Source organism: Microbacterium sp. oral taxon 186 str. F0373 (genome assembly GCF_000411455.1).
Taxonomy (GTDB): domain Bacteria; phylum Actinomycetota; class Actinomycetes; order Actinomycetales; family Microbacteriaceae; genus Microbacterium.
Window position 1 is genome coordinate 498,214 of the sequence record NZ_KE150458.1, and the last position, 14,598, is coordinate 512,811.

Annotated in this window: 16 protein-coding genes and 1 pseudogene; 6 read left to right on the forward strand and 11 right to left on the reverse strand. The window is 67.5% G+C overall.

All coding sequences use genetic code 11. The features are described from left to right. From HMPREF1529_RS12445 to HMPREF1529_RS12465, 5 genes are all read right to left on the reverse strand, one after another. Window positions 1–696, reverse strand: coding sequence for a response regulator transcription factor (locus HMPREF1529_RS12445; RefSeq protein WP_016465066.1), 696 nt, complete (start codon window positions 694–696; stop codon window positions 1–3). A 106-nt stretch (window positions 697–802) separates the two neighbouring features. Beyond that, on the reverse strand, window positions 803–1,387 hold the full coding sequence (locus HMPREF1529_RS12450) for a hypothetical protein (RefSeq protein ID WP_016465067.1): 585 nt from the start codon (window positions 1,385–1,387) through the stop codon (window positions 803–805). Further along, complete coding sequence (locus tag HMPREF1529_RS12455) at window positions 1,384–2,355, reverse strand: ABC transporter permease (RefSeq protein WP_016465068.1); 972 nt, start codon at window positions 2,353–2,355, stop codon at window positions 1,384–1,386. The genes HMPREF1529_RS12450 and HMPREF1529_RS12455 overlap by 4 nt, the downstream gene beginning before the upstream one ends. Further along, window positions 2,348–3,250: an ABC transporter permease gene (locus HMPREF1529_RS12460; RefSeq protein WP_016465069.1), complete on the reverse strand. Its 903-nt coding sequence runs from the start codon at window positions 3,248–3,250 to the stop codon at window positions 2,348–2,350. The genes HMPREF1529_RS12455 and HMPREF1529_RS12460 overlap by 8 nt, the downstream gene beginning before the upstream one ends. After that, on the reverse strand, window positions 3,247–3,984 hold the full coding sequence (locus tag HMPREF1529_RS12465; protein WP_016465070.1) for an ABC transporter ATP-binding protein: 738 nt from the start codon (window positions 3,982–3,984) through the stop codon (window positions 3,247–3,249). Before HMPREF1529_RS12465 ends, HMPREF1529_RS12460 begins: the two co-directional genes overlap by 4 nt. Before the next feature lie 516 nt (window positions 3,985–4,500). Here HMPREF1529_RS12465 and HMPREF1529_RS15440 point away from each other — a divergent pair. The 3 genes and pseudogenes from HMPREF1529_RS15440 to HMPREF1529_RS12490 all read left to right on the forward strand — a co-directional run. Next, window positions 4,501–4,695, forward strand: a pseudogene (locus HMPREF1529_RS15440) (IS3 family transposase); the annotation flags it as partial. 149 nt (window positions 4,696–4,844) lie between these two features. Continuing rightward, the gene (locus tag HMPREF1529_RS16360; protein ID WP_016465072.1) at window positions 4,845–5,909 is read left to right on the forward strand and encodes a hypothetical protein; all 1,065 of its coding nucleotides are present in this window, start codon (window positions 4,845–4,847) and stop codon (window positions 5,907–5,909) included. Between the two features lie 537 nt (window positions 5,910–6,446). Then, on the forward strand, window positions 6,447–7,877 hold the full coding sequence (locus HMPREF1529_RS12490; RefSeq protein WP_016465073.1) for a sensor histidine kinase: 1,431 nt from the start codon (window positions 6,447–6,449) through the stop codon (window positions 7,875–7,877). A 40-nt stretch (window positions 7,878–7,917) separates the two neighbouring features. On the opposite strand, the gene HMPREF1529_RS12495 is transcribed toward HMPREF1529_RS12490, so the two are convergent. The 3 genes from HMPREF1529_RS12495 to HMPREF1529_RS12505 all read right to left on the reverse strand — a co-directional run bounded on the left by HMPREF1529_RS12495 (window position 7,918) and on the right by HMPREF1529_RS12505 (window position 9,869). Next, on the reverse strand, window positions 7,918–8,592 hold the full coding sequence (locus HMPREF1529_RS12495; RefSeq protein ID WP_033107200.1) for a response regulator transcription factor: 675 nt from the start codon (window positions 8,590–8,592) through the stop codon (window positions 7,918–7,920). 40 nt (window positions 8,593–8,632) lie between these two features. Next, complete coding sequence (locus HMPREF1529_RS12500; RefSeq protein ID WP_016465075.1) at window positions 8,633–9,265, reverse strand: VTT domain-containing protein; 633 nt, start codon at window positions 9,263–9,265, stop codon at window positions 8,633–8,635. Between the two features lie 85 nt (window positions 9,266–9,350). Further along, entirely contained in the window at window positions 9,351–9,869 is a 519-nt protein-coding gene (locus HMPREF1529_RS12505; RefSeq protein ID WP_016465076.1) for a PepSY domain-containing protein, read from the reverse strand. A 197-nt stretch (window positions 9,870–10,066) separates the two neighbouring features. Between HMPREF1529_RS12505 and HMPREF1529_RS12510 the strand changes: the two genes are divergently transcribed. Beyond that, complete coding sequence (locus HMPREF1529_RS12510; protein ID WP_016465077.1) at window positions 10,067–10,888, forward strand: phosphatase PAP2 family protein; 822 nt, start codon at window positions 10,067–10,069, stop codon at window positions 10,886–10,888. Window positions 10,889–11,282: 394 nt separating this feature from the next. On the opposite strand, the gene HMPREF1529_RS12515 is transcribed toward HMPREF1529_RS12510, so the two are convergent. The 3 genes from HMPREF1529_RS12515 to HMPREF1529_RS12525 are packed head-to-tail and all read right to left on the reverse strand — an operon-like array spanning window position 11,283 to window position 13,478. Beyond that, window positions 11,283–12,743, reverse strand: a complete 1,461-nt coding sequence (locus tag HMPREF1529_RS12515) for a multicopper oxidase family protein (RefSeq protein WP_016465078.1) — start codon at window positions 12,741–12,743, stop codon at window positions 11,283–11,285. Continuing rightward, the gene (locus HMPREF1529_RS12520) at window positions 12,743–13,027 is read right to left on the reverse strand and encodes an SHOCT domain-containing protein (RefSeq protein ID WP_232212130.1); all 285 of its coding nucleotides are present in this window, start codon (window positions 13,025–13,027) and stop codon (window positions 12,743–12,745) included. Before HMPREF1529_RS12520 ends, HMPREF1529_RS12515 begins: the two co-directional genes overlap by 1 nt. Before the next feature lie 49 nt (window positions 13,028–13,076). Continuing rightward, window positions 13,077–13,478 (reverse strand): DUF302 domain-containing protein, encoded by a 402-nt coding sequence (locus tag HMPREF1529_RS12525; protein ID WP_016465080.1) that lies wholly within the window; start codon window positions 13,476–13,478, stop codon window positions 13,077–13,079. Between the two features lie 156 nt (window positions 13,479–13,634). Between HMPREF1529_RS12525 and HMPREF1529_RS16500 the strand changes: the two genes are divergently transcribed. Both HMPREF1529_RS16500 and HMPREF1529_RS16210 read left to right on the forward strand, forming a co-directional pair. Next, a complete protein-coding gene (locus HMPREF1529_RS16500) occupies window positions 13,635–14,252 on the forward strand; it encodes a cytochrome c oxidase assembly protein (RefSeq protein WP_359917869.1) in 618 nt (205 codons plus the stop codon). A 76-nt stretch (window positions 14,253–14,328) separates the two neighbouring features. Then, window positions 14,329–14,556, forward strand: coding sequence for a hypothetical protein (locus HMPREF1529_RS16210; RefSeq protein ID WP_016465081.1), 228 nt, complete (start codon window positions 14,329–14,331; stop codon window positions 14,554–14,556). The last annotated feature ends 42 nt before the right edge of the window (window positions 14,557–14,598 follow it).

A 14,598-nucleotide genomic window follows, 5' to 3' on the forward strand; every position in this document is an offset into this window, starting at 1 on the left:
TCACGGCTCCGAGTCATCTGCGGGCATGATGATGTACCCCGATCCGCGACGAGTCTCGATGATGTCGTCCTCGCCGGGAAGGTTGAGCTTCTTCCGCAGGTAACGGACGTAGGTCTGCACGACGTTGCTGAAGCCGATGTAGTTGCTGTCCCAGGCATGGTCGATCAGCTCACTCGAGCTGATGACGGTCCCGGCGTTGCGCATCAGGTAGTCGAGGACGGCGTACTCCTTCGCGGTCAACGGGATGCTGCGTCCGGACCGGTGCGCGGTGCGAGTTGCAGGATCGAGTTGTATCCCTCCGCGTGCGCGGAGCATGGGGGGTGCCACTCGGGGTGAACGACGCAGCAGGGCCCGGACTCTCGCAGCGAGTTCGTCAAGATGAAACGGTTTGGCCAGGTAGTCGTCCGCACCACCGTCGAGGGCGCCGACTTTGGATGCGACGGAGTCGAGGGCGGTGAGCATCAGGATCGGCGTGTGCGGCCTCAGCTGTCGCAGCCGCGCGCATACCTCGATGCCCCCTCGCGGGTGGCCGGGCAGCATGATGTCCAGGATTGCCAGGTCGTAGACCTCGAGCTCGATCGCTTCGATCCCCGACTCCACAGAGTCGGCGTGATCGACGGCGTACCCGTTCTCGGCGAGGGCGCGAACGAGAATGCTGGCGATTCGGATGTCGTCCTCAACGATGAGCAGCTTCATGATCGGGTTGAGCGCATCTTCCTGTCCCCGTCCGGTTGACGTATGACTGTAGTCGATCTGCCTTTCGGCACGTGTGCCCGCTCCGACGGCGTCGTGGGGTTTCTCGTCACCCGCCGACGACTTCTCCGGTCCCTGCGCCCTTGGTTGCGGAGCCTTTCGCGATGGCCGCGTCCTTGGCGCTGACCTGGATCGCGAAGTCGACCTTGTTCGTTGAGCTGCGATAAATGCTGTACCGGTTCTCTGCGTAGTGGTGCGGCCCCTTCTCGTTGTCGAAGTAGATGGTCGTGGTCGCTCCTGCCGGGAGCGTGAGGTCCGTCAAGGGCAGGTAGTAGGACTCGGACGCGTGCGTGGTGGCATCCGTCATCGTGTAGAAGACTTCGAACCCGTTGAGCGTCTTCGTGGACGAGTTCTTCAGAGTGATCTGCAGCCGGTCCCCGATCGCTTGCTTGGTCGACGGGTCCACGTTGTTCTCGGCCAATGCGTTCTCGATCGACAAGCCAGGCAGCGTGCTGGTGTTCTGGATCGGGTTGGTCTGGACGGGCAGTAGTGAGGATGCGGTGCCCGGGGACGCGGTCTGAGTGGGCGACCCGTTCGATGCGGTCGGCACTTGGGCGGCGATGTTGACGCCGACGATCACTGCCGCGATTGCCGCGGCGACGACGATGATGGCGATGAGGGCTTTTCGGTTCATGGGAGCTTCCTTCTCAAAGTGCGCCGGGTGGTGGCGAGCATGGCGAAGACGACGGAGGCGACGCTCGCTGCCGTCAGGGTGATGGCGTAGGGGAACATGTCCGCCCAGATGCTGCCGAGCGGCTGCTGGTTGTATTGCTGCTTGATTCCGGTGAAGGCGAACGACAGGCGTTCGAAGTGCTTCTCGATCGAGGACACCTCGATCCCGTTGCGGATCGTGTCGAACCCGGTGAAGTGCGCCATGACGGTGAGCTCGTCCGCCTTCTTGATCTGGAGAGACGCGAACAATCCGCCAGGCACCTGGTTGTCGGGATCCATGGTGTCCCCGATCTGGGGCATGATCAGCACCACGACGAGCCAGACGACGAGTCCGACGATCAGCCCAGCGCTGAGCTGACGTGACAGCGCCGTGATACCGACCGACAGGGCGCTCCAGAAGACCAGATAGAACCACGCCACGACGGCAACGATGAGGACGCGGACGAGATCGGAACCGGACAGCGCAGCACCGCCGACCGTTGCGACCGCCGCGACCGAGACGAGACTGATCGCGGCGACGACGACCATCCAGACGAACGACAGCGCGATGAGCTTGCCGCCGGCCATCGAGAATCGACGTAGCGGACGCGTGAGAATGAGATCGAGCGTGCCCCGGTACTTCTCTTTGGCGACGGTGCCGTATCCGAGTACGACCGCCAGCAGGGCACCCAAGATCTCGACGTACTCGATGCCCCCACGAAGCAGCTGCAAGGGGAACAGCTGCGGTGCCGCGGGGACGGCGGTGCTGTTCGAGCTCGACAGCTGGCTGACGTACTGGTGATACGCATCGAGTTGTCCGTGGAAGTCCGCGGAGCCGATCAGCACCGAGATGACGATACTGATGGTGAGGAAGCCCAACAGAACGCCCAAGAGCGGATCGCGCCGAAGATCGAGGACTTCCTTGGATGCGACGGCGAACAGGTCAGTCATTGAGTGCGCTCCTCATCCGTTCGCGGGTTGTTGTCGCCACTGCGAGGGCGAGGACGACGACGAAGACCGCGACCGCGATGACCCCCGGCACAGGGTCACCCGTGGTCGTCGCGTCTCGGAGCAGGATGGCGGAAGCATGCTTGAACTGTTCGGTCACCGCGAACGGGCCGGTGACCAGGTTGATGGCGTCGAACACCCCGCCTGTGGGTGCCGGGACGGAGGGCACCGGGTTCAGCAACGCCACCGGACGGGCGGCTGTGCCCAGCTGCGGGAGAACGAACGTGATGAAGCTCCAGATTACGAAGGGGATCAGCAATGCTGTCGTCTCCTTCTTGCTGTAGATCCCCGAGATCATGCCGAGCACGCAGAAGCCGGTCAGCAGTAGCCAGGACAGCGCGGCGAACAAGATGAGACGCACGGTCGAATCCAACTCCAGCGGACCTCCGGAGATCGCGGAGATGCTCACCCAACTGACGACTGTGCTGAGCGCGACCACGGACGCGATCACGACGCTCAATGCCGCGAGCTGGCCCAGGAGACGTGCGACGGGATTCGTCGGGCGGCTCAGGACCAGGTTGTAGGTGGTCGCCTTTCTGTCGCGCAGCGTCGCCTGGACTCCGAGCACGATGGCCATGAGAGCGCCGATGAGGACGACGTAGATCACGGAATTGTGCGCATAGTAGAGCGGTGACGTCCCATCGAAAGGATTCGGCGCGGACGTGAGCCCGGACGCAGTGATCTGCTGGTACACGGCGGTCACGGTGCTGCGGGCGCTCCATCCGATGACCGCTGACAATGACACCATCCCGAGGAACACGAACAGCAGCAGCTGCGGCATCCGGGCTCGCCTCGTGCACAGCAGCTCGTGCTCGAAGGATGCGGCGAAGCCGGTCATCGGATCGGCGGGGACTCGAGGGTGAAGTACAGGGCCTCGAGCGAGTCGTCCCCCGGGTACGCGTCCCGTGTCGCCGCGATCGTGCCGTTGTGCACCAGCGTCCCGTTGCGCAGGATCCCGATGCTGGTGCAGGTCTTGGTCACTTCCGACAAGAGATGCGTGTTCATGAAGATCGTCATCCCGTACTCGCTGTTGAGTTTGGAGATGGTGTCTCGGAGCCCCCGCACGCCTTCGGGATCGAGCCCAGACGTGGGTTCGTCCAGGAACAGCACTGTCGGGGCGTGCAGGATCGCCTGTGCGATACCGATCCGCTGGCGCATCCCTTTGCTGAACCCGCCGACGCGGCGATCCTCCACACCGCCGAAGTCGAGGAAGTCGAGGACCTCGGAAATACGCGGATCCGGTCTCCGCAACCCGGAGAGGCGTCCGAAGAACCGCAAATTCTCCCTGACGGTGAGGTGGTCGTAGAACTGCACGTTCTCGGGAAGGTAGCCGATCGACCGCCGCACCTCACCGGCCTGGGTGGCGACGTCGTGCCCGTTCACCAGCGCGGCCCCCGCGCTGGGCGGTATCAGCGTCGTGAGGACGCTGACGGTGGTCGTCTTTCCGGCGCCGTTGTGTCCGAGGAGCCCGAAGATCTCACCCCGCGGAATCTGCAGTGACAGATCGCGCAGCGCATCCCGGGTCCCGTAGGACACGCTCAGATGCTGCGTCTGAATGGCGAAATCAGTCATGCCTGCGACGTTATGCGGGGCAACGTGAGATGAGAGTGAGAGAGCGAATCCATCCCCGGACTCTTACCCAAGCCAGGCCAGCACCGTAGCTGCCGGTCGACTCGATCGCCCACGCGCGTCGTTCGTCGACCGTGAGCGTCTTGGCCCACCTGAGCGCTTGACCGTACCCTCGTCGCGTCGCGGGAAACGTCGCCGACGCTAGTTCACCCTGCCGTGGTGACGCTGACGACGGCCGCTGTCACCCGGTCGCGATCCGGATCAACGCCGATCACATGGTCGACGAGCTCTGCAAGAGCAGCCATTTCTCTACCTCTTCCTCTTCGATGGGTCCACCGCCGGAGGGATCGAGGCAGGACTGTGACGGGTCACCCGAAGGGACAAGCTCCTAATCAAGCCATCTGAAGTCGGCGGTGCGGCCGGCGGACATATCTCCAAATGAGGACACCCGGAGGGTCGGTCATTCTGCGGGTCACACCAGCCGACACCACCTTGCCGCGCAGCATGCCGCAAGTGTCACAATCGTTCTGGTCACTACTGCAGACGAACGTGCTCAACCAGCAGCGGTGGACGAGCCGGCAGGAGCTGCGGCTGGCCATCGTGGTCTGGATCGAACGGAAGTACCACCGCCAGCGAGCCCAGGACACCCTCGGCGGCTTGACGCCCATCGAGTTCGAAGCCAAGCTAGCCGAGCCGCTCACACTCGCGGCCTAAACCGAACCTGTCACCAGTTCGTTTCTCATGCCCGGCAGTGCGGCTCGCGGCTACTGGTGTGCAACGCCAAGAGCAGTCAGGGCACGATCTACCCGTACTTCGTGTGCGCGAGTCGGCATGGAGGACGAGGCGACTGCACCCGGCAAGCGATGCTGATCGAGCAGGTCGAACGACTCATCGAGCGCTTCTACGCCAAGGTGCAGCTCGACCCGGAAACGATCGAGGCGCTCTCGGCGATGATTCACGCCCGGTTCGACGAGATGATGGCCGAAGGTGCCGCCGAACTCGCCGACCTCGCGTCCCGGAGAACCCAGCTCGAAGGTGAGCAGCAGAAGCTGCTCCAAGCCCACTACGCCGGAGCCATCCCACTCCACCTCCTCAAGAAGGAGCAGGACCGGATCACCGCCTCGTTGGAGACTATCGAACACAGGATCGGCGCGCACCACGGCCACTACGCGGCTGCGCGAGAGAACCTCGACGACCCCCTGAAACTGCTGTCCAACGCCGCCGACATTTACGAGCACGCCGACGACGCGAACCGTCGGCTCATCAATCAGGCGCTGTTCAAGACGATCTACATCGACGAGGACAACGACGTGCGCGTCGGCTACCGCAACCCGTACGACGGGCTGAGCCTTTCCGGCCTCCATGCCGACGCCCTGAGCTGGGCCGCCGAGGCAAAGAAGATGGGCCAGGCGCGAACCGCGACCAAGGGCGGACCCTTGGTCGCAAGTTCACACCTGACCCGTTTGGGGTGCCTGGATAGCACGTTCGGCAACTCCGCCCCCAAGACGAAGACCCTCGTCACCCGCATGAATCGTGGGGTCTACGAGGTCTCGCGGCGTCCCCCGCTCAGCGCTCCGAGGGACGATCGGGGGCCAGTCGTGAGGACTGTCGAGACGGCTCAAACTTTTCTGACCGCTGCTGAGGTCGACGCTCTCATCGGCGACTACCTGGGCGGGATGGGCGTCAAGCAGCTCGCGGAGCGGTACGGAATCCATCGTGCCACGGTGTTCTCCCACCTCCGCCGCCGGAACGTGCCGAGTCGTCGGCCGGGGCTGGGCCTCGACGAGAAGGCGGAGGCCGTGCGGCTTGCGCGAGCGGGAGTCTCGATGCGGGCGATCGGTCGCCGGATGGGTGTCGACCGCAAGGCCGTGCGAGCGGCGCTGGTCGAGGCTGGGCTCATCGTGGACGACGCCAGCGACGGTGCATAGCGCACCTCCGCGCCGCTGATCCACCGGGGTTGCCGGCGCACCTCGTCGGTGACGAACGCCGAGAGGAACCGGCGAGGCCGAGCTTGAGTGAACTGGCGACCGACGAACAAACCGCGCGAATGGTGCTGTCTATGCTCGTCGAACCCAACGATCCGGACGGGCCACATCCTGGCTCCCCCGGAGCTGTCGAGACGCTCTGGCTCGCCGAGTGCGATGGAGCGGTGGTGAGCCTCAGCGCCGTGGATGCGCAGGTCTGGCGCGCCCGTTTCAGCGCACCGGAGGCGAAGGACGTGGCTATGAGCATCGCCCAGGTTCAGCAGTCTGACGTCCGAGCGCCGTCTCGATCGTCGACGCCGATTCGGGACCGGATGAGCTGGACCTAGCCGCAACCGACTACGAGGTGCCCGCGTCCATTGGCTGAGCGGCACGGCGGACCGCTGCCGATCCGGGCCGACCTGGCCACCTGAGAGCGCTCTCAGGCGCGAGCACACCGCTGAATCGGCTGGGATATCGTTCGGCCATGGCAAGGGCGGAGCGATGAATCACGGCACCAGCACGAGCTCGTCTCGCGCGCCGGAGCCGCTGCGCGGCGTCATCGGGGTTCGAGCCCGAGCAGCGCTGGCCGCCACCATCATCGTCGCCGTCGCGCTCGCGCTGGGTTCGGCGGCGCTCGTACTGCTGCTGCGGCGCTCGTTGAGCGCGAGTGTCGAGGCGTCGGTGCAGGACCGCGTCGAGGAGGTCTTCGTCGAGCTCGAGGCGATCCCGGCTGGAACGAGCGCCGACGCGCTGGCGCGGTCGCTAGGGTCGACCGCGCAGAGCGCGTCGCGCCAGGGCACGGTCGTGCAGATCCTCACCGCCGACGGCGACGTGGCGAGCCAGTCGGCCGACCTGGAAGGTGAGCCTGCGCTCGGCCAGCCCCTCGACCCCGCCGACGGGATCGTCTGGGACGATGCGACGCTGCCGGTGGAGGAGGAAGAGGCGTACCGAGTCGCGCGCGCCGCCATCGGGACGCCGACCGGGACGTACACCGTCCTCGTCGCGCAGTCGCTCGAGTCGGTGGACGAGAGCACGGCCGCAGTGCTGCCGCTGCTGGCGATCGGCTACCCCATCCTTGTGCTCGTCGTCGCTGTCTCGACGTACTGGCTCGTTGGTCGCTCGCTGCAGCCGGTGGAGGCCATCCGTGCGAAGGTGGCCGCGATCGGCGGACGGCAGTTGACCGAGCGCGTGCCCGTCCCCGCGGCGCAGGACGAGATCGGCCGGCTGGCCGTGACGATGAATGGGATGCTGGGGCGGCTGGAGGCGGCTCAGCTCTCGCAGCGGCGGTTCGTCGCCGACGCCAGCCACGAGCTGCGCAGCCCGATCGCCACGATCAAGGCGATGGGGGAGACGGTCGTCGCCCATCCCGACGGGGCGCTCTCTGGGACCGCCGCGGAGGCTTTCGTCGAGGAGGCGACACGGATGGAGCGGCTCGTGAACGGGCTGCTGCTGCTCGCCCGAGCTGACGAGCGGGGGCTCGCCCGAGAGCAGCATGACGTCGACCTCGACGATCTGCTCGCGGCCGAGCGCGACCGCATCCGCTCCACCACCGCCTTGACGGTCGAGGCGAGGATCGAGGCGGTGCGCGTCTCTGGGTCGTCGCCTCAGCTGGCCCAGGCCGTCCGGAACCTCGTCGACAATGCCGTGCGGCACGCGCGCGAGGTGGTGGCGCTGAGTGTGCGAGCCGAGGCCGGCATTGCCGTCATCGAAGTGCGCGACGACGGGCCGGGCATCCCCGCCGCCGACCGGGAGCGCGTGTTCGACCGCTTCGTGCGGCTGGACGAGAGCAGGGCCCGCGACGAGGGCGGCACCGGACTCGGCCTCGCGATCGTCAAGGAGATCGTGCTCGCTCACGGCGGCAAGGTCGAGGTCGTCGACAGCGGCACCGGAGCTGCGCTGCGCGTCACGCTGCCGCGGCAGCGCGAGGCGTGACGCCGGGCGTGACGACGCGGACGGACCCGGACTCGAGAGGTCAGTCCCGAGCTATGAGTCGATAGCCGACACCGCGCACCGTCCTGATCGATGTGCGTCCGAACGGCTGGTCAATCTTCTTCCTCAGGTAGCCGATGTAGACCTCCACCACGTTGTGGTCGCCCTCGTAGGCCGCGTCCCAGACCGCCTCCACGATCTGCGTCTTCGTGGCGACCTCGCCGGGGTGCCGCATCAAGAACTCGAGCAGCCCGAACTCCCGCGGCGTGAGCGCGATCTCCGTCCCGCCGCGCTCGACGCGGTGGCGCACCGGATCCAGCGAAAGGTCGCCCACGCTGAGCGCGACCGGCCGCTCCGGCGCGCCGCGGCGCACGAGCGCTCGCAGCCTCGCGACGAGCACGATGAACGAGCACGGCTTGATCAGGTAGTCGTCGGCACCCAGGTCGAAGGCATCCGCCTGGTCGTATTCTCCGTCCTTCGCCGTCAGCATCAGCACGGGCGTCCAGATGCCGGCTGCGCGCATGCCCTCGCACACCTTGTAGCCGTTGAGGCCCGGCAGCATGATGTCCAGCACCACGACGTCGTACTGCTGCTCCTTGGCCTTCCACAGTCCGTCGATGCCGTTGTCGGCCCAGTCGACGCTGAACGCCTCGGCGATCAGCCCGTGTCGGACCGCCTCGGCCAGCCGTCGTTCGTCCTCCACAAGCAGCACCCGCATGCGTTCCATTGTGACTGCCGCGCTCCACTCCCGTGGTCGTTCAGTCCGCGTCGCGCAGGCGTGCCGCTCGGCGAGCGCGCACCACCTCGATCACCAGCGGGACGACAGAGATCGCGACGACCGCAAGGGCGATGGCGTCGACGTTGTGCGCGACCCGCGGCACGCCGCCGAGCCACCGCCCGGCGAGCACGGCGATCGCGACCCACGCGACCGCCCCGAGCACGTTCCAGAGGACGAAGGTGCGGTACGGCAGGCGGGACATTCCCACGACCGGTGGAACGAAGGTGCGCGCGATCGGCACGAAGCGAGCCAGCACGAGCGCTCTCGCGCCGTGCTTGAGGAAGAACGCGTCCGCCTGCTCGAGATATGAGGACTTGAGGATCCTCGCGTCAGGCGAGAACAGCCGCCGACCGTAGCGCCGACCCAGCAGGTAGCCGATCTGATCCCCGGCAATGGCTGCGGCCGCCGCGACGACCAGCACGAGCGGGATGGGAAGGCCGAGCTGCGGGCTCAGCAGTCCGGCGGCGAACAGCAGGCTGTCGCCCGGCAGGAAGGGGAACAGCAGTCCCGTCTCGACGAAGATGATGGCGGCGAGGGCGAGTAGCACCCACGGCCCTGCTCCGGTGAGGAGCGAGACCGGGTCGAGCAGGCCTGCGAGGAAGACGTCGGGCACGTGTGATTCTCCTGATTCATCGGACTGACGCTGAGCGTGCGACAGCGCCGGCGGAGCGCGTTGCTCCGCCGGCGGTGGTCGGGGGTCAGGTGTTGGGGTCTTCGGCGCCGTTCTCGCCCGTCTCGTCCTGCTGCTCGGTGCCGTTCTCGGTGGCCTCGTCGGTGCACTCGGGCTCGTCAGCCTCCTGCGCGAGCACGCTCGCGTCGCCGGCGTCGACCTTGACCTCGATCACGGAGCCGTCGGCCGCGGTCACCTGGACCTCGTAGACGACGTAGCCGTTCTCGTCCTCGAGCGTCGCGTCGCCGGCGGTGCCGGGCACCGCTGCGAGCGCTGCTGCCGTCGCCTCCTCGGGCGTGACCGTGGCGAGGCTCTGCAGGCTCGCGGCCTCGTCGGCCTCGGACAGCTCCGTGTCGGTGCCGTCGGGGGAGGTCGCGTCCTGCGGCGCCTGCACGGTGCCCGTGTACGACGGTTCCTGCTCGTCGGTCGCCGAGGACGACGGCTGCGTGCTGTCGGGGTTCGCCGCCATGGCGAGGCCGGCTCCACCGAAGGCGAGCGTCGTGGCGATGATGCCGGTCACGGCTGCCTTCTTCTTGAGGTTCTTCATGGTGTGCTCCTGTTCGGTTTCCGAACCCTTGCCGGTCCGGGCCGACCCGGTGATCGAGTCGATGTGATGAGACTCCCGGTCCGGCACTGTGGCGACTCTGAGACCACCTGAGAGCGCTCTCAGGTGCGAGCGCCGCAGGCGTGCTCGATCGGGAACGCCGTGCCAGGATCGCTCCAGGCCGGCGGACAGGAGCATCGATGCAGCGGGATCGCGAGGACCCGAAGCAGACGGGTCCCGACGCGGAAGTCGAGGTCGAGCGCCACCTGGGCACGAAGGATCTGACCCGTTGGCCGTCGCGCGCCGGCCGGGTCGGCGCTTTGATGGTCCACCGCCTGAGCGAGCTGCTCGGGCCTCACGCGGCTCTCGTCCTCATCCTGGCGGTCGGCGCGGTGGTCGCAGCGCTCGCGACGCTCGCGGCGGCCTGGGTCTACGACGCGGTGACAGAATCCGACGGCGTCGCAGGCTTGGACCGTCCGGCGTTCGTGACGGTTAGGTCGCCGTGGCTCGATACGGCGGTGACGTGGTACACGAACATCGGCGGCGTGATCGTGATGCCGATCATCGCCGTGCTCGCCATCGTCGTGCTGACGCTGCGTCGCCGCAACTGGGCGCCGGTTCTGATCATCGGGGCCGCGGGCGTGGGATCGCTGCTGATGACGGTCGTCGGCAAGGGACTCGTCGCGCGGGTGCGGCCGGGGTTCAACGACGCCGTGCCACCGTTCGAGCATTCGCCCTCGTTCCCAAGTGGGCACACGCTCAACGCCACAGCGATTGCGGGCGCGATCGCCTACATGCTGCTCCTGCGGCAGTCGAGCCGTGTCGTCCAGGTCGCGACCATCGCCGTGGCCGTGGTGTTCGCCGTCAGCATCGGCATCAGCCGCATCTACCTCGGCCACCACTGGTTCACCGACGTGCTCGTCGCATGGATGTTGGGAGTGGGCTGGCTCGCGGTCGTCATCACCGCGCACCGGCTCTATCTCACCGCGCGGCATCGACAGCAGACAGCCCTTGCGACGTAGCGCTCGCGCACCCGTTCGGCCTGCTCGGGCGTCAGCTTGCAGGGGATGTGTGCTGAAGTGCCCGCGTCCGTCGTCGGGTAACGAAGAAGGCGCGGATTGCGCGCCCGTCGTCATCGTGGCCGAGTTGTGCAGCCAGTTCGGCGGGGGGTCATGGGCATGGCATGCGCTGAGGGTACCCCGCGAAGGGCTGCACGCTCGAGAGCTGGCCTCGGTGCCCTGTAAGCGTGCTGGGCAGGCGCTGATGAGGGAGCCCACGCAAGTGACTGATTGGAGAGTGGGGACGGAAATAGGTCCGTCGCCCACCGGACTTGAACTGGTCGAACGCTCCGGCTATCGATCGACTCGTCGTCTTCGGTGAGGTAGCGAACCTCGGTGTCCAGCAGCTGGCCGCCGCTCATGCAGCCTTGACCGTTCCCATCATCCCTAGGTCCTCGTGATCGAGGATGTGGCAGTGGTAGACCGTGAGGCCCGTGAACCGTGCGAAGTCGATGCGCACCACGACCGAGCCCTGAGCCGGGACGTTCACGACGTCCCGCCACTGGGTGCCGTCGATCGCCGATCCGTTCACCTGGATCAGCTGCATCGGCCAGACGTGCAGGTGGAACGGATGATCCATCGGCGTGGGGTTGCGGATCGTCCACTCCTCCACGGTCTCCGCGCCGACGCGCAGATCGATGCGCCCCGCGTCGAATGCGCGCCCGTCGAAACCCAGGGCCATCATCCCGCCCTGCTGCGGCATGCCCATCCCCATGGTCATGGTGAAGGAGATCTCGCGCAGCGCGTCGGGAGTGCGGGAGCGCAGGTCGGCGTCGGGCGCGCGCGGGGGCACGGCGGGCAGCACCGCGGCGTCGGGCCCGCGAACTTCGACGAAGGCGAGCAGCGCCGGGCCGGAGGAGCTGCCCCCGCCGGCCATCATCCCGCCCATCATGGCGGCGCCCCGGTCGTAGCCGAGTGTGCGCAGCTGGGCACTTCCGGCCTGCATCGTCACCAGGAGATCCGCCCTGTTGCCGGGAGCCAGCAGGACCTCATCGACGGCGCGCGGCCGCGGTTCGTGCCCGGAGTCGATGCCCAGGAGCTCCAGCCGCTGACCAGGCAGCGCGAGTCGGAGGTAGCGCGCCGTGCAGGCATTGACGATCCGCCAGCGCTCCCGCTCCCGCGGCCGCGCGACGATCTCGGGCAGCAGTTGACCGTTGACCATCAGGAAGTCGCCCTCCCGGCCCATCATGCGATCTGCCTCCGAAGCGGCAGCGACGGCTCCGCCGGCGAACGAGATGTCCGAGATCACGAGCACCCGCTCGCGGGCGACCGGGAGCGCGTCGCCTTCGACCACGATGGCACCGAAGAGGCCGCCGAAGATCTGATCGGCGACGTTGCCGTGGTGGTGGGGGTGATACCAGAACACGCCGCTGGGGTGGTCGGGAGGAAGGTCGAAGCGGTAGTCGAACACCTCGCCGGGTGCGAGGCTGATGAGGGGATTGTCTCCGTTCCCTGTCGGGGAGACGTGGAGCCCATGCGTGTGGAGATTGGTCGGCTCGCGAAGACGGTTCTCGAGGCGGACCTCGATGCGGTCGCCCGGGCGCACGCGCCACGTCGAGGCCGGGACGCTGCCGTTGTAGCCGAGCACGAGCGCCCTGCGGCCGGCTATCTCGTTCTCGTGCTCCGCGGCGACCAGCTCGGTGCGGAGCACGCCCCCGCGGCTTCGCAGCGAGCTCGGCTCGGCCAGCGGCCCGGAGGGCGTTGCATCGGGCGAGGTCCAGGGCAGACCCGTGCTGCTGAGCCCGAGCCCACCGACTACCACGCCCGCGGCGCCGCAGGCGCCCAGCAGCAGAGCCTGGCGGCGGGTGATCGGCTCCATCAAGGAGCGTCGCGCAGGCGTGCGACTCGCTCGTCGTACTCAGCGTGGTCGATCTCGCCACGCGCGTAGCGCTCGTCGAGAATGGCGCGCGCCGATCCGCCTCGCGGCTCCGGTGGCCGGTGGCCTCCGCGGTTCAGACCGCCGGTCGCGAGCCGCACCGTCAGGACGACGAGCGCCGCGATGCCCGCGATCATCAAGAGCAGGAACACCCACCCCATTCCGGGGCCCATGCCGCCCCAGTTGCCCATGCCGCTCCAGTTGCCCATGCCGCTCCAGTTGCCCATCAACATGCTTCGACCTCCCCGTTCTCGTGCTTAAGGCGCAGTCGCGCCGTCACTCGTTGCCGCTGCCGACTTCGGCCAGCGCTGCGCCCAGGCGGTCCGCCGCTTCGTCTGCGACCGCTCGCAGCGCCTCGTTCCCGGTGACGCCGACCATGACCTTCGGGTCGAGCGCCTCGACGACCGACGTACCGTCGCCGGCGTCGCGCACCGTGACGTTGCAGGGGAGTAGCAGTCCGATGGACTCCTCCGCCTGGAGCGCGCGGAGCGCGAGCGGAGGATTGCACGCGCCCAGGATCACCTGCGGGGGCATGTCGACATCGAGCTTCGCCTTGAGCGTCGCCGCCATGTCGATCTCGGTCAGCACGCCGAATCCCTGCGTGGCGAGCGCCGCGCGGATCGCGGTGACCGTTTCGTCGAAGGGGAGGGCGACTGTCGTGGTGATGCCGTAGCTCATGACTTGCTCCAAGCGACTCGGGGCGGGCGGGAGTCGGCCGAAGGCTTGTGCCGGCACGATCCGCGGTCCCCGCTGATGCATCCAACTATACCCCCAGGAGTATTCGAGAACAAGAGTGGATGAGCGAGGGCGGCGCCCGCCGACCCGCGTCTGTCCATCCAGGCGAGAGGCGACACGCGAGCCGTCACCGCAGCGTGTCTCAATGCCGGCGGACTGTGGCAGATCTATTCGACACCCCTGGTCGGCTGGATGCAGTCCGGTTCGCTGGTGCACGTGGCGGTCCACGCCCACCTGCTCCTCGCGGGCTACCTCCTGACGACCGCGGCCATCGGCCTCGACTCGACACCGCATCGAGCGCCTCACCTCATCACCGCAGTCGCACCCCTCGCCACGATGGCGTCGCACAGCATCCTCGCCAAGACGCTCTTCGCCACTCCTCCCGACCTGTATGCCGTCGGTGACGTGCAGCCGGCGCGCAGCTCACGTACTACGCGGGCAGCTGATCGAGGCCGCGATCGTGGCGCTCTTCTGCGCGCGCTGGTACCGAGAAGCCGGACGTCATGCGTCCCGCCGGCGGCCCGGCGGCGTGGCGGTAAGCCAAGTGCGCTGAGCTCCCCGGCGGAGGGAGCCGTCACCGGAGCGGCAGGACGCCGCGGCCCGGACCGGCGATCGAGTCGCTTCAAAGAGACCGCGTCGTACCGGCGCATGCCGCGCCATCGCTCTCCGATTCGCGGTGGAGCGTCTTGGACGTGGTGTCGGAGCCGGGAGTGTTAAGGACGTCCGGACGAGCGCAGAATGCCTCGGGCGCCATGGGGATCTGAGCGTCCGCCGATAGCCAGGATCCGTACCCGTGCAACCCTGGGCGCATGTCGATGCCGTCCCCCATTGCATGCCGCGCGCCGCGCGAGCCGAGGCGGGGGAGCTGCTGCCGTATGACGTCGCGTGGAATGCCGCCGGCGGGCTACTGCTCCTCGCCGGCGTCGCCTGGACGATCGCGCTGGTGCGCCGCGGACACCGCGCAGCATCCGCACCGCCAGCCGGAGCGGATGCGGTGACGGCATCGGATCGTGGCCGATGAACTGATCCTGCTCGGCCGCGCTGGCGGGCCGATCTGCACGCG